We start from the raw sequence: 21602 nt of genomic DNA, 5'->3' as shown, positions 1-21602 counted from the left end.
CTGGCGTCATGCCAGAGCCGCATCCACGATGACGAGCGGGCGCCCCTGGGTGCAGGCTTCGATGCGCGCGTCGACGCGATAGACGTCTCGAAGCAGGGTAGGGGTGATCACCTCGGCGGTCGCGCCGCTCGCAACCAGTCGACCGTCAGCCACGACAAGCGCATGGTCGCAGTAGCGCATCGCATGGTTCAGGTCGTGAAGCGCGATGAGGACGGCGATCCCGCTTTCTTCAGCAAGCTCCCGCATGAACTGCAGGACTTCGATCTGGCGGAAGAGATCCAGCGCCGAAGTCGGCTCGTCCATCAAGAGCACTTCGGGCTTGCGCACGAGCGCCTGGGCGATCGCGACCAGCTGACGCTGACCGCCGGACAGTTCGCCGAGATCACGGAATGCGAGGTCCGAAATCCGAAGAGACGCAAGAATGCGGTCGATCTCCAGGAGTTCGTTGTCGGCGACCTTCCAGCCTGATCCCTGCTTGGACGCGAGCAGCACGCTCTCATAAACCGTAAGTACGGCATTGGCGCCGGTGTCCTGCGGCATGTAACAGATGGGACGGAGGCTCTCCTCGCCGGACAGATGCACGACGCCTTCGCCTTTCAGCAACCCGGCGATCCGCTTGAACAGCGTCGACTTGCCGGCGGCATTCGGGCCAATGACCGCCGTCAGCACGCCGCCTGTTATGTCGCCGGTGGTGATATCCGTGAAGACGCGGCGCCGGCCATACTGTGCGCCGAGCGCTTCGAGCCTGAGGGCTACCATGCGCGCCTCCTGTTGGTGAAGATAAGTGAAAAGAAGAAGGGCACGCCGACAAGGGCCGTGATCACCCCGATCGGCATGATGGCACCGGGGATCAGCATTTTGGATACGACGGATGTGACGGAAAGCAGAAGCGCACCGCAGAGCACGGAGCCGGGCAGGAAGAAGCGCTGGTCCTCGCCGAGCAGCATGCGCGCGATATGCGGGCCGACCAGGCCGATGAAGCCGATCGTGCCGACGAAGGAGACCGGGATTGCGGCGAGCAAACTCACGAGCAACATGGTCTCAAGCCGGAGCGCCCGGACATTCACACCGAAGGAGGCCGCCTTGTCGTCTCCTAAGCGAAGCGCCGTCAGCGCCCAGGCGCGACGCGCAAACAGGGGCACGCAGAAGACCAGCACGGCAAAGGTGACGGCCACCTTGCTCCAGGTCGCCTTGGTGAGCGATCCCATGGTCCAGAAGACGACGGCGGCGAGCGCCTGTTCGGAGGCGAGATATTCGAGCAGCGACAGCAGCGCGTTGAAGGTGAAGACCAGCGCGATGCCGAGCAGCACGATCGTTTCCACCGTGACCCCGCGCATGGTCGAGACGCCGTAGATGAACATTGAGGCGAGCATCGCCATCAGGAAGGCGTTGATCGGCACCATATACTGGACGGCGGCCGGAAACACGGCGACACCGGCGACAAGTCCAAGCGCCGCGCCGAAGCCGGCCGCGGCGGAAATGCCGAGCGTGAAGGGCGAGGCAAGCGGATTGGCAAGGATCGTCTGCATCTGGGCGCCGGCAAGCGACAGGCAGGCGCCGACGGTGACCGCCATCAGCGCGATCGGCATGCGGATATCCCAGATCACCACCCGCAGCTGGTTGCCAGCCGAGGCCGGATCCCAGATCGTCGAGACGACTTGCGACAGGGTGTAGCGGGCCGGCCCATAGGCCATGTCGACGGCAATCGACAGCAAGAGACAGACAAAAAGCCCGGCCAGAATGGCCAGGCGCTTCGCCGTCAGGCTTCGATAGGTGTCGCTGGAGGCCGGAAGGGCCGTTTCGACGGTGGTAGCCATGGATGTGTCCTGCAAATGGTGCCTCAAGCGGCAAGTGGCCGGCGGTTGCCCGCCGGCCGGATGGATATCAGGAGCCTGCCTTCACCGAGGCAAAGTAGCCTGAGTGGTATTCGACCGGCAGGAAGCGCTCATGCATTTCCTTGAAGGTGGCATCCGCATCGAGATCCTTGAACAGATCCGGGTGCAGCCACTTGGCGATCTGCTGCACGGCAACGAACTGGTAGGGGCTGTTGTAGAACTGGTGCCAGATGGCGTGCACATTGCCATCCTTCACGGCCTTGATGTCGGTAAAGCCGGGGCGCTTCATCAATTCGCCGAGCTTGCGCGCGGCTTCGGCCTTGTCGGCACCCGGGCCAACGCCAACCCACTTGCCGCCGGGAACATACAATTCCCAGTTCGAGCCAGTGACGATCACCTGGTCGGGATTGGAGGCAATGATCTGCTCAGGGTTCACGGTGCCGAAGGTGCCCGGAATGAAATCCTTGGCCATGTTGATGCCGCCGGCGAGTTCGACCATCTTGCCGAAGTTCTCGTTGCCGAAAGACATGCAGCAATCGTCGGAGTAACCACCGGCGCGCTCCATGAAGACAACCGGCTTCTTCAGGTCGGACTGCTTGGCCAGCACGTCCGTCACCTTGGCGATCTGCTCGTCATGGAATTTCACGAATTCTTCGGCGCGCTCTTCCTTGCCGAACAGCTTGCCGATGATGCGCATCGAATCGTCGGTGTGTTCCATCGGCTTCTCGCGGAAGTCGATGTAGACGAGCGGAATGCCGACGGCGGCGAGCTTCTCGATATAGCCGCTCTCTTCGGTCGCCGATTTCGCTTCCGTGTTCATGATGATCACGTCGGGCTTCAGCGCAACAGCCTGCTCGATGTCGAACGTGCCGTCCTTCATCCCGCCGAAGGTCGGGATCTTTTCCATCTCCGGATATTTCTTCAGGTAGATGTTGTAGCCGTCGAGGTCGGCCTTCTTGAAATCGTCGCGCCAGCCGATAACACGGCCGAAGGGATTGTCGGTGTCGAGCGCCGCGGTGAAATAGATCTGGCGACCTTCGCCGAGGATCACGCGTTCGACCGGAACGCTCACCTCGACTTCACGACCGGTGATGTCCTTGATCTTCACGGTCTCGCCGGCAAGCGCGACGCCTGAAAAAAGGACGAGCGAAACCGCGGCGGCAGAAGCCACCTTCTCCATTTTGAACACGATCAGTTCTCCTGTTTGTGATTTTCCGTGATCTATGTTTTTATGAGTTTGACAGTCAAGAATTATCTTTTAGAAGTGTTCCAGCCTCTTCAGCCCGGAAACGGAAGACCCCGAAAATGCAAGCTCTTAGCGCAATCCCCAATCATGATCTTCGCGACGAAATCAAAGCCTACTGGTCACTACGCGCCGAGACTTTCGACAGTCAGCCGGGTCATGAGATCTTTTCTGAAGAGGAACAGGCGGCCTGGCACGCGCTGTTTCGCAAGCATCTCGGTCAGGGTGAGGGGCGGGCTGCCCTGGATCTCGCCTGCGGGACTGCCGTGGTTTCGCACCTGCTCGACGATCTTGGGTTCAGGGTAACCGGTCTCGATTGGGCCGAGCCGATGCTGGAGCGGGCGCGCGCCAAGGCCAAGGCGAGGGACCGGCAGATCCAATTCCTGATCGGTGATGCCGAACGGACGATGGAAGCGGACGGGGCTTATGACGTGATCACCAACCGCCATCTTGTCTGGACCCTGGTCGATCCTCTCGCCTGCTTCAAAGAGTGGCATCGTGTGCTAAAGCCCGGCGGCAAGGTGCTGATCGTCGATGGCGATTTCGTCAACACATCGGCCTTGACCCGTATCCTGAAGAAGCTGACAGCCTTGGCGAGCCGGCTTGGTCTCGCTCGCGATGCGCAGCATGGCGCCCCGAACTCGGATATGGCGGCAAGACACACCAGCATCCTGTCGCACGTGCACTTCTCCCAGGGTGCCCAGGCGCATGCAGTGGCCGATCTGCTGTGGCAGGCCGGCTTCTCCCAGGTCACCATCGACGAGGACATGGCGGCCATCCACAAGACGCAGCGCAAGAACTTCTCCTTCTTCAAGGGCCTGGAACGCGCCACCCAGCATCGCTACGCTATCTGCGCTGAGAAGTGATCCGCCTTGTAAAACAGGGCGGCCGGTAATACCTTCATAACATGTGGTATGACCGAGGCTCATATGGCAACGACCGTGACATCAAAGGGGCAAGTGACGATCCCCAAGCCGGTAAGAGATCTGCTCGGCATCAAGCCGGGAACGGCTGTCGAGTTCCGCCGGGCACCGGATGGAAGCGTCCTGCTTGAACGCGCAGATGGAAAGATCCCGGAGAGCCGCTTCTCGCCCCTGCGAGGAAGCGCAGTTGCGGGACCATCGACCGATGAGATCATGGCTTTGACGCGAGGTGAGGCGGATTGATCCTGGTCGATACGAATGTCTTGCTTGACCTCGCGACCGACGATCCGACCTGGGCCCAATGGTCCTTGATGCAGCTAGAGAATGCCGCAATCGCTGGGCCTCTTCTCATAAACGATGTCATCTACGCCGAGTTGTCTGTCCGCTACGACACGATCGAAAAACTCAATTCCTTTATCACTGATGCAGGACTGTTGCACGCGACCATACCGCAACCAGCGCTCTTCCTTGCGGCCCGGGTCTTCGCGACGTACCGTAGGGCCGGTGGTTCACGAACAGGCGTATTGCCTGATTTCTTCATCGGTGCGCATGCGGCGGTCGAGGGCTTGCCGCTTTTGACCCGCGATGTCGGTCGTTACCGGACCTATTTTCCAACCCTGCAGCTCATTGCTCCCTAAGCGGGTTCAGTGAAGGTGTCCCAAGGGCTGAGAGAAAAGTCTGCGGGAATGGAGATACGCCAAACGCATAGCTCGCTCCTTTGCCGACCAAGGTCCGCTTTTCTCAGGCTAAGAAAGCGGACCGGCCATCGGGATAGCTTGGGATTTAGCCATAACTATCTTGCGGACATTTACACCCTCCCAAGACTGATATATTAATATCCCAGTTTTGGGAGCGAGCATGGCGGATGCATCCAGAAACGGGCTGCGCTCACGCGTTGTCCCAAGCGAACATCATCGTGGAAGGACGCGCGACGGACGCGCCGCAACGCAAATTCATGCGGCCTTGCGGGATGAAATAGTTCGCATGCAGTTGAAGCCGCTGGACATGTTGAACGAAAAACAACTCGGCCAACGTTTCGGTGTCAGTCGCACGCCCGTGCGCGAGGCTTTGCTCCGCCTCGCCGACGAAGGACTTCTCGAGATCTACCCACAGTCCGGAACCTTCGTGTCCCGGATCCCGCGACGCGCTCTATACGAGGCGATCCTGATCCGAAAGGCACTGGAGGCCACGACGGTTTCACTCGCCATCGCGTCCATGAAGGATGATCGGCTGCGTGAACTCGATGCCAACCAGATGGCGCTGAAGCAAGCCGCCGATGCCGGTGCAATCCCGCGCTTCCATCAGATCGACAGCGAGTTCCACCAGTTGATCGCTGACATCGCCGGCTATCCTGGCATCTGGGCTGTAATTGCGCAGGTCAAGGTGCAGATTGACCGGTACCGCTATATGACCCTGCCGCAAAACGGACGGCTTGATCTCGTCATCGCCGAGCACGCTGCTGTCATTGAGGGCATGCGTCGCCGGGACGATGGAGCCGCGGTCCTGGCGATGACCCAGCACATAGGTCGGTTGACGGAAGAACTCGACGATATCGAGCATCTCGACCCAGAACTCTTTCTTGATGCCTGAACGGCGCCGCTTTTACCGATACCCGGGAGTATAACCAATGAAGCCTTCCTTCGATCTGTCCGGCCGCACGGCCATCGTTACCGGCGCCAATACCGGTATTGGCCAAGCGATAGCCGTGGCCATGGCCTCCGCTGGCGCAGCTGTGCTTGGAGTTGGCCGCTCCAGCATGAGCGAGACCGAAGCCCTGATCGGCTCATCGGCCGGCCGCTTTGCGTCCTATTCCGCGAATCTCTCCACCATCGAGCCAGTTGATGCCATCGTCGAGGCTGCCGTATCCGCCTTCGGCTCGATCGATATCCTCGTCAACAATGCGGGTATCATTCGCCGCGCCGACGCGATTGAATTCACCGAAGCCGATTGGGATGCCGTGATGGATGTGAATTTGAAGACGGCCTTCTTTCTCTCTCAGGCCGCGGCAAAACGCATGATCCCGAACGGTCGCGGCAAGATCATCAATATTGCGTCTATGCTCTCCTTCCAGGGTGGCATTCGCATCCCGTCCTACACCGCCTCGAAGAGTGGACTAGCGGGCCTAACCCGGTTGCTTGCTTGTGAATGGGCCGGCAAGGGCATCAATGTGAACGCCATTGCCCCTGGCTATTTCGTCACAAACAACACCACGGCTTTGCGCGAAGACCCCAAGCGCTCCACCGATATCCTCGCCCGCATTCCCGCTGGTCGCTGGGGCAATCCGGACGAACTCGGTGGCGCTGCCGTCTTCCTGGCGTCTGATGCGTCTGCCTATGTGCATGGCACGATCCTGCCCGTCGACGGCGGCTGGCTGGCGCGTTAAGCAGAGATGAGATCCAAAGGGGCGGGGGTGAAGATGGGACGAATCGTATCGATTGGCGAATGCATGGGCGAATTGTCGGAAACCGGCATGCCTGGCACGCTCAACATGGGCTTTGCCGGTGACACGCTCAACACCGCCTTCTACCTTCGCCACAGCCTCGGCGCCGACTGGCAGATCGACTATGTCAGCGCCGTCGGAAGTGACGGCCTCTCGGACAGACTTTTGCAGTTTCTGAGCAGCCAGGGCATCGGAACAGACCATGTCAGCCGGCTGGCTGACAAGACGATCGGCCTCTATTACATCACCTTGAAGGATGGTGAGCGCAGCTTCACCTATTGGCGCAACGACAGCGCCGCCAAGCGCCTAGCCAGTGATCCGGCTGCGCTTGCGCGTGCCCTTGATGGAGCCGATGTCGCCTACTGGTCAGGCATCACGCTTGCAATCCTATCAAATCAGGATCGCCTCGCCCTGATAGAAGCACTCAGCCAGTTCGCGGGCAAAGGCGGCACGGTGGTCTTCGATCCCAATCTCAGACCGCGTCTCTGGGATAATCCGGATACCATGCGCGGCTGGATTCATCGCGCAGCAGCCGTGAGCGACCTTTGTCTCCCTTCATTCGAAGATGAGGCAACCTGGTTTGGCGACAGTGATCCCGCCGCCACCGCGAGGCGCTACCGCGCGGAGGGGGCGCGAAGGGTCATTGTGAAGAACGGACCCGAAGAGGTGACTTTCGCGGACAGCAATGGTGAGTTGTCCAAATTCCCGATCGCGCCGGTCGATAAGATCGTGGATACGACGGCTGCAGGTGACAGTTTCAATGCCGGTTTTCTGGCGGCAGAACTGACCGGTGCTGCTGTCAATGACGCGATAACCGCAGGCGCCGAATTGGCCGGGAGGGTGATTGGCGCAAAAGGCGCGCTGGTCGCAGAGGCTGTCAGACGGCCCTAGTACAAATTCGCCGTCAGGCGGGTGGCGCTGCGCTGCCGAAGACCGTGAAATAGCCCCAAGCCAGCACAAGGGCAGCCACAATCCCGACCCAAATCAGGATCTTGCGGCTCGCTGGCGAGACGGCAGCTTTCGGCTTGGACGGTTTCTCTTCCGGGGGCCGTTCGAACTTGATGACGTTCGACATGATCTTGCTCTCTTGTGGCGTTGTGTTCACCATGCTTCCTGCCATGATCGTACGGCAACAACAAGTCTGGCGTCCGCGTGTTTCTCGCGAGCGTGCCAAATGCCGAACCGCACCTGCAGATCCCAATGTATCTCGTGCCCATTCTTCCTGATGTTGACAGGCGAGAGTCAGAACCCAAGGGGGCTCAGCTCGACATGCGCGGGGTGCTGACGATCTTCAGGAACAAGGCGTTCATCGCGTTTGTAATGCCCTCGCTTGGGCTTACCTCAAAGTAAAGGCCTGGCGAGGCGCAGGACTGCATGCGCGTCGGGATCTCGGACTGGAATGGGCTAATCCATTTTTTGTACCAGTCATTGGTGGGCAGCGGCAGATAGGTCGTGTAGAGAACCGCGATCCGGTATCCCTTCTTTTTCAGTTCCTCACACTGCGTCGTATCGATCGGCTCCTGGCAACGTCCGTTGGTGGTTTTCTTCGTGCAGCTGTTGGGCTTGTAGGAGTCGCCCACGCCATCCGAGACAAAGAAGAGGACCTTCTCCGGATCGCCGGCGGAGGCGCCGGTGCCAGAACTCCCCATCAAAGCGCCGATATTCTTCAAGGCGCGGTCAAAATCGGTTTGCTGGTCGTTGTCATAGCCTTGCCATGGGATCGACATGAGCCCGATCTTCGATGCTTTCGCCTGAACCTGGTCAAGTTTGTCGGTAAGCGCTGAAACCTCGAGAAGCTTTGTGTCTTCCGCCCGTTCGCCGAAGGTGTAGACCGCCATCCGGAACTGGTTGGCGCTCCGACGCGTCTTTTTGGCGGTGTCCATCAAGGCTGCTGTTGCCTTGGCCACGACGTCAATACGGATTGTCACGCCAAGGCTCTTGGCGAGATAATAGTAGCTGTTTTTGTCCTCGACGCCCTGATTGACGATGTGGCAGGCAAAGGCACACTCGTCACTGGTATTGTTCACCATCGTCGCAACGTCCGCAGGCGTGGCGCCGACCCCCATCGAAGGCGTGTTGTCGAGAAGCAGGTAGAAGTCGCGGAAGGTGTCGGTCTGGAATACGGCCTCAGCCCTGCCTGAAACGGTCACATCAGCCCGACCGAGGACACGTGCAAGTGTGGTCGGTACAGTCGCATCGAACGTGAAAACAGCCTTCAGCTGTGTCCCTGTCTTGACCACATCGACGTCGAAATTCTTGAGCTTATAGTCCTCGGACATTTTTGCGTGCCCAAGGAAAACCTTCTTCGCATCGGCGATAGCGGCCGACAGCTGGCCATCGGATTGCATTTGCAGGGCCTGCGCGACGCCGGCAGATGTCTCCGATACCGCAGCTAGGGCTGCTGCATCGGCAGCTGCCTGCAGCGTCGAGCGCACCATGAGCGCATTGCTGACGTCAAGCGCGACACCCGCAACACCGATAACGGGAACCAGGAGAAGCGCCGTCAGCACGCCAAAATTACCGCTACGATCGCTGAGAAAGCTTCTGAACATGGATTATCCCCAATACTGAGGGATAAGAATACGGGGCTAATCCCTAAAATTCGTTCATCATCGTGGTTACCGAAATCCTCATGCCCGGCTCTAGGCTGCGCTCACCTTTTTCTTGATCGCCGGGTTCTCCTGGTCATAAACAGCACGTGCTTCCCGGATGCGTCCATGATGTTGGGCTGTCCAGACAACGAGGGCGGCAACCGGCCCGAGCAGGGATTCCCCAAGCTCAGTCAGGCGATACTCGACACTCGGTGGCTGGGTGGGGAACACTTCGCGATGCACCAGCCCGTCCCGCTGCAGGCTACGGAGCGTACCGGTCAGCATAGCCTGTGAAATGTCCGGGATCGCGCGCCGCAATTCCCCAAATCTGTGCGGCTTGTAGCCGAGTGTCTGGAGAATGAGCGACGCCCATTTGTCTCCGATATGAGAGAAGACGTCGCGGACCGGACAATTGTTTGCGTCGAAGACCGTGTTCGCCGGTGCTTCAATCATCGCCCGGATCTCCTGGATCGCGGCGCTGTAATCGACGTTCGTCTTCACATGGGCTGTCATCGGTACCGTCCTCAGAACCTGGTTCTAAAAAACTGCCTACTTTACGGCAAAAGCTAGATCTGTTCTTTAGACCTACTCTGAAATTTAAACCAGCCCTAAAGTTCTAGGGCACCTGAAAAGGAATGGAAATGACAGCAAAGTATCTCGTCACCGGCGCATCGGGCCAGCTTGGCCAGCGTGTTGTTCATCATCTTCTTGAGACTTCGGGCGTGGCCCCAAGCGATATCATAGCGGCGAGCCGAAAGCCGGAACAACTGGCGGAGCTGGGCGCGAAGGGCGTTCTGCTGCGACGGGTCGATTTCGACGACGCGGCGTCCATGGAAGCGGCATTTGCTGAAGCTCAGAAGGTTCTGATCATTAGCACCGATACCCTTGACCGTCCGGGGCATCGGCTTGTTCAGCATCGCGCTGCCGTGGCGGCTGCCGAAAAAGCCGGCGTTCAGCATATCCTCTATACGTCTATGCCTGAGCCGGCCAATTCTCCGCTTCTTTTCGCGCCGGATCATGAAGGGACGGAAGCCGCCATCGAAGCAAGCACGATCCCGGCATGGACCATCATTCGAAACAACTGGTATTTTGAAAACATCATGATGAGCGCCGGCCCCGCGCTTGCCTCCGGACACTGGTATTCTGCGGCGGGCGACGGCAAGGTCGCGCACATCGCACGCGACGATGTTGGTCAAGCCGTTGCAGCCGCGCTCGTTTCTGCCGGAAACGGCAAGACCGTTTACACCCTGACCGGCGCCTCTTCCTACACCCATCGCGAAATGGCAGCGCTCATCTCGGACGCAGCCGGCAAACAGATCACGGTTGTCGATGTTCCTCTGGAAGGCCTCGTACAGGGGATGGTCGGTGCAGGCATGCCTGAGCCGGTTGCGCGTGTTTTCGCCTCGGTAGACACAATGATTGGAAGTGGCGGACTTGCGCGCATCACCGGCGACTTCAAGGCGTTGACAGGTCGCGAGCCGCAGAGCTTCGAAGCATGGATGAAGAGCCAGGCTCCTGTGCTCAAGTCCATGATTCCATGATCCATTGAACGCAGGACGATCTCGACATCGCCGATCGGCCTCCGCCAGGCCGGTGCGGTGATGCCATTCCCCACAGATGGCATGGCCGCGCGGCCGCCCGTTCCCCCGAACGGGCGGTTTCGTTTTTTCTTACGGATGTCGATATCTGCAGCACCTGTTGGGATTGCCTGTTTCGCAGGCATATCTGCCCGCGAGAAATGCATTTAGCCGGCGTGCTCAGGCAAAACGGGGCGCATAATCCTGCGGATGCCGCGATTCATCGACTTGGCACACGCCTTGCTCTCTCAGTCTTCGAGTTAGCCGCTAGGGTTCCGGCGCAGTATGCGTGGCTGGTCCGAGAGCGGCTCCCGATGGAGAGACATCCCATCGGGTGCACGGCGGGACAAAAGCCCGGGAGACCTCGTAAGCCAAGGGATTGGCGGCGCGATGGTCCATGCCGATCCCTTTTCGAAGACGCAAAAGGGGAATTTCTACATGCAGACTGTCAAGACACTCCTGTCGATCACCGCACTGGCGGGCGCTCTCGCCTTAAGCCAGATGACACCGGCCGAAGCCGCACCGAAAAAGGACTTCAAGGTCGCCTGGTCGATCTATGTCGGCTGGATGCCCTGGGGCTATGCCAATGACACCGGCATCGTGAAGAAGTGGTCCGACAAATACGGCATCAACATCGAAGTCACGCAGTTCAACGACTACGTGGAATCGATGAACCAGTATACCGCCGGTGCCTTTGATGCGGTGACGCTCACCAACATGGATGGCCTGTCGATCCCCGCTGCCGGAGGCGTCGACACGACCGCCGTCATCGTCGGCGACTTTTCGAACGGCAACGACGCGCTGATCCTCAAGGGCAAGGATAAGCTCGAGGATGTGAAGGGCCAGAACGTCAATCTCGTCGAGTTCTCCGTCTCCCATTATCTGCTCGCCCGCGCGCTCGAAAGCATCGGCTCCTCTGAGCGCGATGTGAAGGTGGTCAACACCTCGGATGCCGATATGGTCGCCGCCTACCAGACGCCTGACGTGACCGCTGTCGTGACCTGGAATCCGCTGGTCTCCTCCATCCTGGAAGACGCCTCCGCGAAAAAGGTCTTCGATAGTTCGCAGATCCCGGGGGAGATTATCGACCTGATGGTGGCCAACACCGAGGTGCTGAAGGATAACCCTGACTTCGGCAAGGCGCTGGTCGGCATCTGGTACGACACAATGGCCGTGATGACCGCCGATACCGAAGAGGGCAAGGCAGCCCGTACCGCGATGGGCACGGCATCCGGAACGGATCTCGCCGGCTTCGAAGCCCAGATGGCTGCCACCAAGCTCTTCGACAAGCCGGCCGATGCGGTGGCTTTCACAGCCTCGCCTGATCTGTCCAAGACCATGGACCTTGTCCGCAACTTCCTCTTCGAAAAGGGGCTTCTCGGCAGCGGCGCGCCCTCTGCCGATGTCATCGGCATAGAGCTGGCTGACGGTACGGTTCTTGGGGACAAGGAGAACGTCAAGTTCCGCTTCACCACCACCTACATGGACGCGGCCGCCAAGGGCGCGCTCTGAGGCAGATCCATGCCGCCCGGTTGACGATGTCGCCCGGGCGGCTCCCGCCTCCCTGAAATCCTGGAGTGGTCGATGCGCTGGATCAATGCTCATCCTGGAAATGGCGCGCGCCTGACGCTCGTGCTCCTGCCCTTCGTGCTGGTGCTCGGCGCCTACATGATCGGCTCAGCCGAACGGCTCGCCGAAAACCCGAACGACAAGCTGCTGCCCGGCTTCGCTGCCCTCTGGGAGGGTGTCAATCGGATGGCCTTTACGGCTGACGTCAGAACCGGCGAATACCTGCTCTGGTCGGATACCTGGGCGAGCCTGGGGCGCCTCTTTGCCGGGCTTGGTATCGCCACCGCGATCGCGCTGCTCCTCGGCCTCGTCATCGGCATCCTGCCCTATGCACGGGCAGGTCTCTCTCCCTTCGTCGGTGCCATCTCCATGGTCCCGCCGCTGGCGCTGCTGCCGATCCTCTTCATCGTCGTGGGGCTCGGCGAGGCGTCGAAGATTGCACTGATCGTCATCGGTGTCGCGCCAATCATGATCCGTGATCTGGCCCTGACTGCGACCTCGCTACCGCGCGAGATGATCGTGAAGGCCGAAACGCTATCAGCCTCCTCCTGGCAGATCGCGTTGCGTGTGGTGCTGCCGCAGATCTTGCCGCGCCTGATCACCACGCTCCGCCTGCAGCTTGGCCCCGCCTGGCTCTTCCTGATCGCGGCCGAAGCGATCTCCTCCGACAGCGGCCTTGGCTACCGCATCTTCCTCGTCCGTCGCTATCTCTCGATGGACGTCATCTTCCCCTATGTCCTCTGGATCACGCTGCTCGCGATCCTCACCGACATCCTGCTCGATCGCCTGCGCATCGCCGTCTTCCCCTGGTCCGAACTGGAGAAGGGCAAATGAGCGCGCTGTCCATAAAGAACCTCTGGAAGGAATATGGCGACCAGATCGTGCTGGAGAATGTCTCGATCGAGATCGAATCGAGAGCCTTCGTCGCGCTGGTCGGCCCGTCCGGTTGCGGCAAGTCCACCTTCCTGCGCCTGCTGCTCGGCCAGGAGCGCCAGACCAAGGGTGAGATCCTGCTCGATGGTTTGGCCCTGCCGAAAGAGCCGGGACCGGACCGCGGCGTCGTCTTCCAGCGCTACTCCGTTTTTCCGCACCTGACCGTGCTCGGCAATGTCATGCTCGGCAAGGAGCTCAAGGCCTCGCGCTTTGCCGCCCGCCTGTTTGGCGCCGCGAAGCGCGCGGTCGAGGACGAAGCCCGCGCGATGATCGCGGCGGTTGGGCTTGCCGGCTCAGAGGACAAGTATCCGGCCCAACTTTCCGGCGGCATGCAGCAGCGACTGGCGCTCGCCCAGGCGCTCATCATGCGACCCAAGGTGCTGCTGCTCGACGAACCTTTCGGCGCGCTCGACCCCGGCATCCGCGCCGAGATCCACACGCTGATGAAGAAGCTCTGGCATGAGGCGCCGATGACCGTCGTCATGGTCACCCATGACATGCGCGAGGCCTTCACGCTGGCGACCCGCGTCGTTGCCTTCGAGCGTCCCCGCGACCGCCCGGAGGAAAAGCTCCGCTACGGCGCGACGATCACCCGCGACATCGCCATCTGGCCACCCCGCAAGGCGGGCGAGGCCTCCCTCTTTCGCCCCGACCGGGACGGCCCGGTCTCTTCACAGGGTCAATAGCCGGGACGACCCGGCCAACGAAACCACTGGAGATGACAATGCATATCCGACGTTCCCCCGAAGAGATCGCCGCCAACCGGGCGCGCTACGAGGAGCATCAGAAGAAGGGGCTGGAATTCGCACCGAAGGCGCTGCCGCCCAAGAGCGCAAAGCCCGCACCCGCAATTGCTGCCGACAAGATTATGCACCAGGAAAAGTTGCCCGGCGGCTGGTACTGGTGGACCCGCGTCAAGGCCAACGAGACGCTGCGCATCGCGCTCGACGAAGGTGTTTCAACCGTATCGGTCGTCGCCTGGAATGCCGAGGACCCGACGGAGCGCATGAACCTGCCTGATACCGTCAAGGTGCAGTGGACCACCGGGCTTGGAAAGGGGCGTGTCATCTTCTCCGACATGGGCAAGGTCATGTTCTCGATCACCGAGGACAGCTCCGGCGCCCATGACGTTCTGATGGGTGGCTCGACAGCTTCATCGAACGCGAAGAAATATGCCGGACAGAACGGTCCGGCACTGCGCAACACCCGCGACAACTTCGTGCTGATCGCCACCAAATCAGGCCTCGACAAGCGCGACATTCCGGCAGCTCTCGCCCTGTTCGCACCCGTCTGTGTCGATGCCGATGGCAAATTCGAGTGGAAACCGGATCTCGTATCCGATGGCGACTATGTCGATCTGCGTGCCGAGATGGACATGATCGTCGGCTTTTCCAACTGCCCGCACCCGCTCGATCCGAACCCGGTCTACGCCCCCAATCCCGTCAACATCCTCAGGATCGCCGCAATCGAGCCGGCGGCGGATGATCTGTGCCGGACCGCGACTGCAGAAGCCATCCGTGGCTTTGAAAACAACGCTTTTGCGGCCCTGTGAGAGGAGAGGCGATCATGACCCATTTCATCCAGACCTCTCGCGCCCGCACACCCTCCAACACCGCGCAGGATCACTATATCGCTGCCGAAGCGCCCTTCTCGACCTTCATCAAAAAGGGTCAGGTGGTGCGCATCGAGGACACCTATGGCCAGCAGGCCGTCGATACGCTCTTCTACAACGCCCATGATTTTTCCGAGCGCTATTCCAGCCAGGACACCATGCGCGAACAGGGGGCGGCCTATATCTCGACCGGCACCAAGGTGATCTCCAACGAAGGCCGGGTGATGTTGACGGTGACCGCCGATAGCTGCGGACGGCACGATACCTCTGCCGGCGCATGCTCCTGCGAGAGCAACACGGTCCGCTTCGGCCACTACACGAAATACCTGCATGCCTGCCGCGACAACTTCGTCATCGAAGTTTCCAAACATGGCATGAGCAAGCGGGACGTGGTGCCGAACATCAATTTCTTCATGAATGTGCCGATCGAACCCTCAGGCGAAATGACCATCGTGGACGGCATTTCCGCCCCCGGCGACTATGTCGAGCTGAAGGCGGAGATGGACGTACTGCTCGTCATTTCCAATTGCCCGCAGATCAACAACCCCTGCAACGGCTTCGATCCCACGCCGATCCGGGTGCTCGTCTGGGATGACGAGGCGGCCTGATGTTCAACAAGGTTCTGATTGCCAATCGCGGCGAGATCGCCGTGCGCGTCATCAAGACGCTTCGAAAGATGGGGATCGCAAGCGTTGCGGTCTATTCCGATGCCGACCGCTTTTCGAAACCCGTGCTAATGGCCGACGAGGCGGTGCGCCTCGGCCCCGCACCCGCCAGCGAAAGCTACCTGAACGTCGACGCGGTCATTGCCGCATGCCGTCAGACGGGTGCGCAAGCCGTGCATCCCGGCTATGGCTTCCTCTCGGAGAATATCGGTTTTGCCGAACGGCTGAAGGCGGAAGGCATCACCTTTATCGGTCCGACGCCGGACAATATCTCCGCCTTCGGCCTGAAACACACAGCCCGCGAACTGGCCAAGGCGAGCAGCGTGCCGCTGCTACCCGGCTCCGGCCTGCTCGACAGCCGGGAAGAGGCGCTCTCCGCAGCGGAGCAGATCGGCTATCCGGTGATGCTGAAGTCGACAGCCGGCGGCGGCGGTATCGGCATGCAGCTCTGCGAAGGTGCGGAGGCGCTTGCCGCAGCCTTCGACACGGTCCAGCGCACGGCAAAATCCAGCTTCGGTGACGCCCGCGTCTATCTCGAACGCTTCGTCTCCAAGGCCCGCCATGTCGAGGTGCAGATCTTTGGCGATGGCAAGGGGAGAGTGATTGCGCTCGGTGAACGCGACTGCTCGCTGCAGCGCCGGAACCAGAAGGTCATCGAAGAAACGCCGGCCCCCGGGCTGTCCGATGCCGTGCGCCAGCGCTTGCATGCCGCTGCCGTCTCGCTTGGAGAGCAGGTGGCGTATGCCTCCGCCGGCACCGTCGAGTTCATCTATGATCCCGCCCGCGAGGAATTCTACTTCCTTGAGGTGAACACCCGACTGCAGGTCGAGCATCCGGTCACGGAAGCCGTCTTCGGTGTGGACCTCGTCGAATGGATGATCCGCCAGGCCGCCGGCGAAGATGTGCTGACGGGCAAGGAAAACCTCGTGCCGAAGGGTGCCGCGATCGAGGCGCGTCTCTATGCCGAAATGCCCCATGCCGGCTTCCGCCCGAGTGCCGGTCTGCTGACGGAAGTGGTCTTCCCCGAGGGCATTCGTGTCGACGGCTGGGTGGAAACGGGAACCGAAGTCACGCCCTTCTATGATCCCATGCTGGCCAAGGTCATCGTCTCGGGCGCGGATCGCGAGACGGCCATTGCGGCGCTCTCCTCCGCGCTTGAAAAAACCTCGCTTGCGGGCATCGAGACCAATCTCGAATATCTGAAGGCGATTGCCGCCTCCGACCTGTTCCGCAGCGGTGATGTTGCGACCACGGCCTTGAAGGATTTCGCCTTCGTGCCCGATGTCGTCGAAGTGATCGCCCCCGGCGCGCAGTCGAGCCTCCAGGAACTGCCGGGCCGCCTTGGCCTCTGGCATGTCGGTGTCCCGCCCTCGGGCCCGATGGACGAACGCTCCTTCCGCCATGCCAACCGGCTGGTCGGGAACCACGATCATACGGCGACCCTGGAACTCACCGTCTCCGGGCCGGTGCTGAAATTCTTCTCCGACACCGTGATCGCGCTCGCCGGAGCTGCAATGCCGATGAAGCTCGACGGCGTCGAGGTGCCCCATAATCAGGCGGTCCAGGTGAAAGCCGGCCAGACGCTGGCCATCGGCAGCATCACCGGTGCCGGCCAGCGCGCCTATCTTGCAGTATCGGGCGGCTTCGATGCGCCCTTGGTCATGGGCTCCCGCGCCACTTTCGGCCTCGGCCAATTCGGCGGCAATGCCACCGGCACGTTGCGGGCCGGCCATGTGCTGCGGCTGGCCCGCCGGAACCAGGCCGATGTGCTGCTGGCAACGGAACCGCCGGAACTGACCCGCGAATGGTCCGTCGGCGTGCTCTACGGCCCCCACGGCGCGCCCGACTTTTTCCTTGAGGAAGACATCGAGACACTCTTCTCGACCCCTTACGAGGTGCATTTCAACTCCGCGCGTACGGGTGTGCGCCTGATCGGCCCTGCCCCGAAATGGGCGCGCACGGATGGCGGCGAGGCGGGGCTTCACCCCTCCAACCTGCATGACAATGCCTATGCGATCGGCGCGATCGACTTTACCGGCGACATGCCGATCATTCTCGGCCCCGACGGCCCAAGCCTCGGCGGCTTCGTCTGCCCGGCGGTCATCGCCCGGGACGAGCAGTGGAAGATGGGCCAGTTCAAGCCGGGGGATAAGATCCGGTTCCATGCCGTCGCGCGTGAGGCTGATGGTGTCCTTTCCGCAGGTTCCGTGCCCGGTTTACCCCCCTCTGTCCTGCCGGGCATCTCCCCCACAAGGGGGGAGAGCGGGGAGGCAGCCGTCTCGCCCGCCGCATCGGTTGAATTGGACGTGAGCTCTTTTGCAGTCTCGGGCGAGGCCGGCGTCGTGCCGCTCTCCCCCCTTGTGGGGGAGATGCCCGGCAGGGCAGAGGGGGGTAAGGCTCGGCACTCCGCCATCGGCTCCCCCATCCTCGCCTCCAACGATACCGGCCCCATCCCCGTCGTCTACCGCCGCCAGGGGGATGACAACCTGCTGGTCGAATACGGCCCGATGCAGCTCGATATCGGCATCCGCATGCGCGTCCATCTGCTGATGCAGGCGGTAAAGGAGGCGAGGCTTCAGGGCCTGATCGATCTGACGCCCGGCATCCGCTCGCTGCAGATCCATTACGACAGCACCGTGCTGTCGCGCTCTAAACTCCTTGCCGCCCTAGCCGAGATCGAGAAAAGCTTGCCTCCGGCCTCCGCCGTCAAGGTGCCGAGCCGGACCGTCTGGCTGCCGCTCTCCTGGAACGATCCGGATGCGGAACTGGCCATGCGCAAGTATCAGGAACTCGTGCGCCCCAATGCGCCCTGGTGCCCGTCGAACATCGAGTTCATCCGCCGCATCAACGGGCTTGCCGACGACCAGGCGGTGAAGGACACGATCTTCAACGCCTCCTATCTCGTTATGGGCCTCGGCGATGTCTATCTCGGCGCGCCGGTCGCCACCCCCGTCGATCCCCGCCACCGGCTGGTGACGACGAAGTACAATCCGGCCCGCACCTGGACGCCGGAAAACGCCGTCGGCATCGGCGGTGCCTATATGTGCATCTACGGCATGGAAGGGCCGGGCGGCTATCAGCTCTTCGGTCGCACCATTCAGATCTGGAATACCTGGCGCCAGACGGATGTCTTCGCCAAGGACAAGCCATGGCTGCTCGATTTCTTCGACCAGATCCGCTTCTTCCCCGTCTCCCACGAAGAACTGACGGAGGCCCGCGCCGCATTCCCGCATGGCGGTTATCCGATCCGGATCGACGAGGGCACCTTCTCCTATGCCGATTACGAGGCGGAGATGGCCCGCAATGCAGAGAGCATCGGCGCCTTCAAGCAGGGACAGCAGGCGGCGTTCGAGGCCGAGCGGAAGCGCTGGAAGGACGAGGGGCTCGACTCGTTCCAGGTGGATGACGGCGCGGGGGTAAGCCTCGGCGGCGATATTCCCGAAGGCTGCTTCGGGGTGGAAAGTGCCGTACCCGGCAATGTCTGGAAATTGCTGGTCGAAGATGGCCAGTCCGTGCAGGCTGGCGATACGCTTGCCATCATCGAGTCGATGAAAATGGAAATCACCGTCACCGCCCATGCTGCCGGCAAAGTCCGGGATCTGCGTGCCGGGCCGGGTCGCAATGTCAAGGCCGGCGATGTCCTGGTCATCTTGGAGGATCTGTAATGCTGCCGACTATTCTAGATCTCGCTTCGCTGAAGGCCGCCTATGCCAGCGGGCTGACCCCGCTCGACCTCGTCGAAGAGGTGATCGCCCGCCGCAAGGCCTCCGACGATCCGGCGGTCTTCATCACGCAGACGCCGGATGATGACTTGCGGGCAGCCGCAAAGGCCCTGATGGAGCGCGCACCTGAGCCGAACAGTCTGCCGCTCTGGGGCGTGCCCTTCGCCGCCAAGGACAATATCGATGTCTCCGGCCTGCCGACCACCGCAGCCTGCCCGGCCTTTGCCTATCAGCCGGAGAAGGACGCAACAGTCGTTGCCAGATTGAAGGCCGCTGGTGCCCTCGTCATCGGCAAGACCAATCTCGACCAGTTCGCGACGGGCCTGAACGGCACGCGTTCGCCCTATGGTGCGCCGCGCTCCGTCTTCGACAACGCCTATGTCTCCGGCGGCTCCTCCTCCGGTTCGGCGGTCACGGTTGCGGCCGGCCTTGCAAGCTTTGCGCTCGGCACCGATACCGCCGGTTCCGGTCGCGTGCCCGCCGCCTTCAACAACCTCGTCGGTATCAAGCCAACGCCGGGCCTCGTGCCGAATGTTGGCGTCGTGCCGGCCTGCCGCAGTGTCGATGTCGTCACGGTCTTTGCCGCGACCGTCGGCGATGGCGTCACGATCCGCAAGGTGATGGACGGCTATGACGCGGGTGATCCCTATTCCCGCAAGGCGTCGCCAGTGGCCCTGCCGGGTTCAGGCCTGCGCATCGGCGTCCTCGAAGGCCCCGAGCGCGAATTTTTCGGGAACAAGGCTGTTGAAACCCTCTACGATCAGGCTATCGAGCGGGCAAAGTCGCTTGGCGCTGTTATCGTTCCCTTCGACTACGCGCCCTTCCGCCAGGCCGCCGAACTGCTCTACAACGGCCCCTGGGTTGCCGAGCGTCTCGCAGCGGTGAAGGAGTTCATCGGCACCAATGCCGATGATTTCGATCCGACGGTGCGCACCATCATCGAAGGTGCCAAGGGTTACGACGCGGTCGCGGCCTTCGAAGGCCAGTACAAGCTGGGCCATCTCCGCCAGAAGGCGCTTGTCGAATGGGAAAAGCTCGACGTCCTGATGCTGCCGACCTCGCCGACGACTTATACGGTTGAGGCGATGCTCGCAGACCCGATCGTCAAGAACAGCCATTTCGGTCGCTACACCAACTTCGCCAATCTCTTCGGCTATGCGGCCATCGCCGTGCCCGGCGGCTTTGGCTCGGATGGTCTGCCCAGCGGCGTCACCTTCTTCGGCCCCTCCTTCTCAGACGATGCGCTGGCCCCCTTTGCCGATGCCATGCACCGAGCCGCCCAGTCCGGCATGGGCAAGGACAAGACGAGAGCCCTGCCGGAAGCCTCCAAGGTTGCCGAACCCGACGACGGCCTCGTCACCATCATGGTCGTCGGCGCGCATCTGACCGGCATGCCGCTCAACCACGAACTGACAGGCCCCGGCGGCAAGCTGGTGAAGACCTGCCGCACGGCCGGCGACTACCGCCTCTTCGTCCTGCCCAACACCACGCCGCCCAAGCCGGGCCTGATCCGCGAGCCGGGCTTCGGCGGCAAGGGACTGGAGGTGGAGGTCTGGAAGGTCACGCCTGCTGCCTTCGGCCGCTTCGTCCAGAACATCCCCGCACCGCTCGGCATCGGCAAGGTCACGCTTGATGACGGCAGTCAGGTGTCCGGCTTCCTCTGCGAACCCTATGCCATCAAGGGCGCGCAGGAAGTCACGGATCTCGGCGGCTGGCGCGCCTATATCGCGTCGAGGAAGTGATATCAGGTCGTCTGGCCGCTTAAGGTATATCCCGTTGACATATCCCGCATCCATGCCAGAATGTGGGATATGTTCACCGTATATGGCGAGGGCGTTGCGATATGGAAAAGGGTGCCGTGTTTCAGAGCAATCGCAGCCAGGCCATCCGCCTACCGAAGGCGGTCGCCTTGCCGGATGATGTGAAGCGCGTCGACATTGTTGCCGTGGGACGCACCCGGATCATCGCGCCGGCGGGCGAGATCTGGGACAGCTGGTTCGAGGGCGAGACGGCAACCCATGACTACATGACCGATCGCGATCAGCCAGAAGAGCAGGAGCGGGAAGCGCTCTGATGCTCAAATACATGCTCGACACCAACATCTGCATCTTCACGGTGAAGAATCGTCCCGCCCATATGCGCGAGGTGTTCAACCGGCATCACGGGCAGATGTGCATCAGCGCTGTGAGCCTGATGGAGCTGATTTACGGGGCTGAGAAATCCGTGTCGCCGGAGCGCAACCTGGCTGTGATCGAGGGTTTCGCAGCGCGCCTCGATGTTCTCCCATACGATGAGATCGCTGCCAGTCACACAGGCCAGTTGCGAGCAGAGTTGGCGAAGTGCGGCACTCCGATTGGCCCTTATGACCAGATGATCGCGGGCCACGCACGCTCGCGTGGGCTGATCGTCGTGACCAACAACCGCCGGGAATTCGACCGTGTCCCGGGGCTTCGCGTCGAAGACTGGGCAACAAGCGCACCGTAACTATTCAG

20 protein-coding genes, 3 pseudogenes and 1 riboswitch are annotated in these 21602 nt (G+C 61.3%); of the genes and pseudogenes, 17 read left to right on the top strand and 6 right to left on the bottom strand.

Annotated features, from left to right (window positions below; translation table 11 throughout):
• Positions 1-6: 6 nt before the first annotated feature.
• From AC1PUL_RS15325 to AC1PUL_RS15315, 3 genes are all read right to left on the bottom strand, one after another.
• Positions 7-759 (bottom strand): ABC transporter ATP-binding protein, encoded by a 753-nt coding sequence (locus tag AC1PUL_RS15325; RefSeq protein ID WP_480465002.1) that lies wholly within the window; start codon positions 757-759, stop codon positions 7-9.
• Positions 753-1817: a FecCD family ABC transporter permease gene (locus tag AC1PUL_RS15320; protein ID WP_480465001.1), complete on the bottom strand. Its 1065-nt coding sequence runs from the start codon at positions 1815-1817 to the stop codon at positions 753-755. Before AC1PUL_RS15320 ends, AC1PUL_RS15325 begins: the two co-directional genes overlap by 7 nt.
• 67 nt (positions 1818-1884) lie before the next feature.
• Positions 1885-3015, bottom strand: coding sequence for an ABC transporter substrate-binding protein (locus AC1PUL_RS15315; RefSeq protein ID WP_480468596.1), 1131 nt, complete (start codon positions 3013-3015; stop codon positions 1885-1887).
• A 125-nt stretch (positions 3016-3140) separates the two neighbouring features.
• Between AC1PUL_RS15315 and AC1PUL_RS15310 the strand changes: the two genes are divergently transcribed.
• The 6 genes from AC1PUL_RS15310 (at position 3141) to AC1PUL_RS15285 (ending at position 7332) form a co-directional block, all read left to right on the top strand.
• Positions 3141-3944 carry a class I SAM-dependent methyltransferase gene (locus tag AC1PUL_RS15310; protein ID WP_480465000.1) on the top strand — a complete coding sequence of 268 codons (804 nt, stop codon included), beginning with the start codon at positions 3141-3143 and terminating at the stop codon, positions 3942-3944.
• A 63-nt stretch (positions 3945-4007) separates the two neighbouring features.
• On the top strand, positions 4008-4244 hold the full coding sequence (locus tag AC1PUL_RS15305) for an AbrB/MazE/SpoVT family DNA-binding domain-containing protein (protein ID WP_480464999.1): 237 nt from the start codon (positions 4008-4010) through the stop codon (positions 4242-4244).
• Entirely contained in the window at positions 4241-4639 is a 399-nt protein-coding gene (locus AC1PUL_RS15300; protein WP_480464998.1) for a type II toxin-antitoxin system VapC family toxin, read from the top strand. Before AC1PUL_RS15305 ends, AC1PUL_RS15300 begins: the two co-directional genes overlap by 4 nt.
• Before the next feature lie 220 nt (positions 4640-4859).
• Complete coding sequence (locus AC1PUL_RS15295) at positions 4860-5591, top strand: GntR family transcriptional regulator (RefSeq protein WP_480464997.1); 732 nt, start codon at positions 4860-4862, stop codon at positions 5589-5591.
• Positions 5592-5628: 37 nt separating this feature from the next.
• Positions 5629-6384 (top strand): 2-dehydro-3-deoxy-D-gluconate 5-dehydrogenase KduD, encoded by a 756-nt coding sequence (gene kduD, locus AC1PUL_RS15290; protein WP_480464996.1) that lies wholly within the window; start codon positions 5629-5631, stop codon positions 6382-6384.
• A gap of 33 nt (positions 6385-6417) precedes the next feature.
• Positions 6418-7332, top strand: coding sequence for a sugar kinase (locus AC1PUL_RS15285; RefSeq protein ID WP_480464995.1), 915 nt, complete (start codon positions 6418-6420; stop codon positions 7330-7332).
• 13 nt (positions 7333-7345) lie between these two features.
• Here the strand turns inward: AC1PUL_RS15285 and AC1PUL_RS15280 are convergent, their stop codons facing one another.
• From AC1PUL_RS15280 to AC1PUL_RS15270, 3 genes are all read right to left on the bottom strand, one after another.
• Positions 7346-7516 (bottom strand): hypothetical protein, encoded by a 171-nt coding sequence (locus AC1PUL_RS15280; RefSeq protein WP_480464994.1) that lies wholly within the window; start codon positions 7514-7516, stop codon positions 7346-7348.
• Positions 7517-7700: 184 nt separating this feature from the next.
• Positions 7701-8993: a pilus assembly protein gene (locus tag AC1PUL_RS15275; RefSeq protein ID WP_480464993.1), complete on the bottom strand. Its 1293-nt coding sequence runs from the start codon at positions 8991-8993 to the stop codon at positions 7701-7703.
• A gap of 90 nt (positions 8994-9083) precedes the next feature.
• On the bottom strand, positions 9084-9545 hold the full coding sequence (locus AC1PUL_RS15270; RefSeq protein WP_480464992.1) for a winged helix-turn-helix transcriptional regulator: 462 nt from the start codon (positions 9543-9545) through the stop codon (positions 9084-9086).
• 128 nt (positions 9546-9673) lie between these two features.
• Here AC1PUL_RS15270 and AC1PUL_RS15265 point away from each other — a divergent pair, with 128 nt between their 5' ends.
• The 11 genes and pseudogenes from AC1PUL_RS15265 (at position 9674) to vapC (ending at position 21594) form a co-directional block, all read left to right on the top strand.
• A complete protein-coding gene (locus tag AC1PUL_RS15265; RefSeq protein WP_480468595.1) occupies positions 9674-10573 on the top strand; it encodes an SDR family oxidoreductase in 900 nt (299 codons plus the stop codon).
• Positions 10574-10865: 292 nt separating this feature from the next.
• Positions 10866-10972, top strand: a riboswitch (guanidine-I (ykkC/yxkD leader).
• 75 nt (positions 10973-11047) lie between these two features.
• A complete protein-coding gene (locus tag AC1PUL_RS15260) occupies positions 11048-12121 on the top strand; it encodes a putative urea ABC transporter substrate-binding protein (RefSeq protein ID WP_480464991.1) in 1074 nt (357 codons plus the stop codon).
• 72 nt (positions 12122-12193) lie between these two features.
• On the top strand, positions 12194-13012 hold the full coding sequence (locus tag AC1PUL_RS15255; protein ID WP_480464990.1) for an ABC transporter permease: 819 nt from the start codon (positions 12194-12196) through the stop codon (positions 13010-13012).
• Positions 13009-13831 (top strand): annotated as a pseudogene (locus AC1PUL_RS15250) (ABC transporter ATP-binding protein); the annotation flags it as partial. The gene AC1PUL_RS15255 and the pseudogene AC1PUL_RS15250, both read left to right, overlap by 4 nt.
• Before the next feature lie 4 nt (positions 13832-13835).
• Positions 13836-14663 (top strand): urea amidolyase associated protein UAAP1, encoded by an 828-nt coding sequence (locus AC1PUL_RS15245; RefSeq protein WP_480464989.1) that lies wholly within the window; start codon positions 13836-13838, stop codon positions 14661-14663.
• 14 nt (positions 14664-14677) lie between these two features.
• Positions 14678-15331 (top strand): urea amidolyase associated protein UAAP2, encoded by a 654-nt coding sequence (locus tag AC1PUL_RS15240; protein WP_480464988.1) that lies wholly within the window; start codon positions 14678-14680, stop codon positions 15329-15331.
• Positions 15331-17656: pseudogene (locus AC1PUL_RS15235) on the top strand (5-oxoprolinase/urea amidolyase family protein); the annotation flags it as partial. The gene AC1PUL_RS15240 and the pseudogene AC1PUL_RS15235, both read left to right, overlap by 1 nt.
• Positions 17657-17802: 146 nt before the next feature.
• Positions 17803-19053, top strand: a pseudogene (locus AC1PUL_RS15230) (carboxyltransferase domain-containing protein); the annotation flags it as partial.
• Complete coding sequence (gene atzF / locus AC1PUL_RS15225) at positions 19053-20852, top strand: allophanate hydrolase (protein ID WP_480464987.1); 1800 nt, start codon at positions 19053-19055, stop codon at positions 20850-20852. The pseudogene AC1PUL_RS15230 and the gene atzF, both read left to right, overlap by 1 nt.
• A gap of 101 nt (positions 20853-20953) precedes the next feature.
• Entirely contained in the window at positions 20954-21184 is a 231-nt protein-coding gene (gene vapB / locus AC1PUL_RS15220) for a type II toxin-antitoxin system VapB family antitoxin (protein ID WP_480464986.1), read from the top strand.
• Positions 21184-21594: a type II toxin-antitoxin system tRNA(fMet)-specific endonuclease VapC gene (gene vapC, locus AC1PUL_RS15215; protein WP_480464985.1), complete on the top strand. Its 411-nt coding sequence runs from the start codon at positions 21184-21186 to the stop codon at positions 21592-21594. The genes vapB and vapC overlap by 1 nt, the downstream gene beginning before the upstream one ends.
• Positions 21595-21602 lie beyond the last annotated feature (8 nt).

The organism is Rhizobium sp. P43, from assembly GCF_056730705.1.
Note: the sequence above shows the minus strand (reverse complement) of the source record. Positions and strands in the feature narration are given on the sequence as shown.

Coding starts and splice junctions, on each gene's coding strand:
- AC1PUL_RS15240 (WP_480464988.1), top strand. CDS start 14,678: ATGACCCATTTCATCCAGACCTCTCGCGCCCGCACACCCTCCAACACC.
- AC1PUL_RS15275 (WP_480464993.1), bottom strand. CDS start 8,993: ATGTTCAGAAGCTTTCTCAGCGATCGTAGCGGTAATTTTGGCGTGCTG.
- AC1PUL_RS15320 (WP_480465001.1), bottom strand. CDS start 1,817: ATGGCTACCACCGTCGAAACGGCCCTTCCGGCCTCCAGCGACACCTAT.
- AC1PUL_RS15325 (WP_480465002.1), bottom strand. CDS start 759: ATGGTAGCCCTCAGGCTCGAAGCGCTCGGCGCACAGTATGGCCGGCGC.
- atzF (WP_480464987.1), top strand. CDS start 19,053: ATGCTGCCGACTATTCTAGATCTCGCTTCGCTGAAGGCCGCCTATGCC.
- AC1PUL_RS15265 (WP_480468595.1), top strand. CDS start 9,674: ATGACAGCAAAGTATCTCGTCACCGGCGCATCGGGCCAGCTTGGCCAG.
- AC1PUL_RS15245 (WP_480464989.1), top strand. CDS start 13,836: ATGCATATCCGACGTTCCCCCGAAGAGATCGCCGCCAACCGGGCGCGC.
- AC1PUL_RS15295 (WP_480464997.1), top strand. CDS start 4,860: ATGGCGGATGCATCCAGAAACGGGCTGCGCTCACGCGTTGTCCCAAGC.
- AC1PUL_RS15280 (WP_480464994.1), bottom strand. CDS start 7,516: ATGTCGAACGTCATCAAGTTCGAACGGCCCCCGGAAGAGAAACCGTCC.
- AC1PUL_RS15255 (WP_480464990.1), top strand. CDS start 12,194: ATGCGCTGGATCAATGCTCATCCTGGAAATGGCGCGCGCCTGACGCTC.
- AC1PUL_RS15310 (WP_480465000.1), top strand. CDS start 3,141: ATGCAAGCTCTTAGCGCAATCCCCAATCATGATCTTCGCGACGAAATC.
- AC1PUL_RS15315 (WP_480468596.1), bottom strand. CDS start 3,015: ATGGAGAAGGTGGCTTCTGCCGCCGCGGTTTCGCTCGTCCTTTTTTCA.
- AC1PUL_RS15305 (WP_480464999.1), top strand. CDS start 4,008: ATGGCAACGACCGTGACATCAAAGGGGCAAGTGACGATCCCCAAGCCG.
- AC1PUL_RS15260 (WP_480464991.1), top strand. CDS start 11,048: ATGCAGACTGTCAAGACACTCCTGTCGATCACCGCACTGGCGGGCGCT.
- AC1PUL_RS15270 (WP_480464992.1), bottom strand. CDS start 9,545: ATGACAGCCCATGTGAAGACGAACGTCGATTACAGCGCCGCGATCCAG.
- vapB (WP_480464986.1), top strand. CDS start 20,954: ATGGAAAAGGGTGCCGTGTTTCAGAGCAATCGCAGCCAGGCCATCCGC.
- vapC (WP_480464985.1), top strand. CDS start 21,184: ATGCTCAAATACATGCTCGACACCAACATCTGCATCTTCACGGTGAAG.
- AC1PUL_RS15285 (WP_480464995.1), top strand. CDS start 6,418: ATGGGACGAATCGTATCGATTGGCGAATGCATGGGCGAATTGTCGGAA.
- kduD (WP_480464996.1), top strand. CDS start 5,629: ATGAAGCCTTCCTTCGATCTGTCCGGCCGCACGGCCATCGTTACCGGC.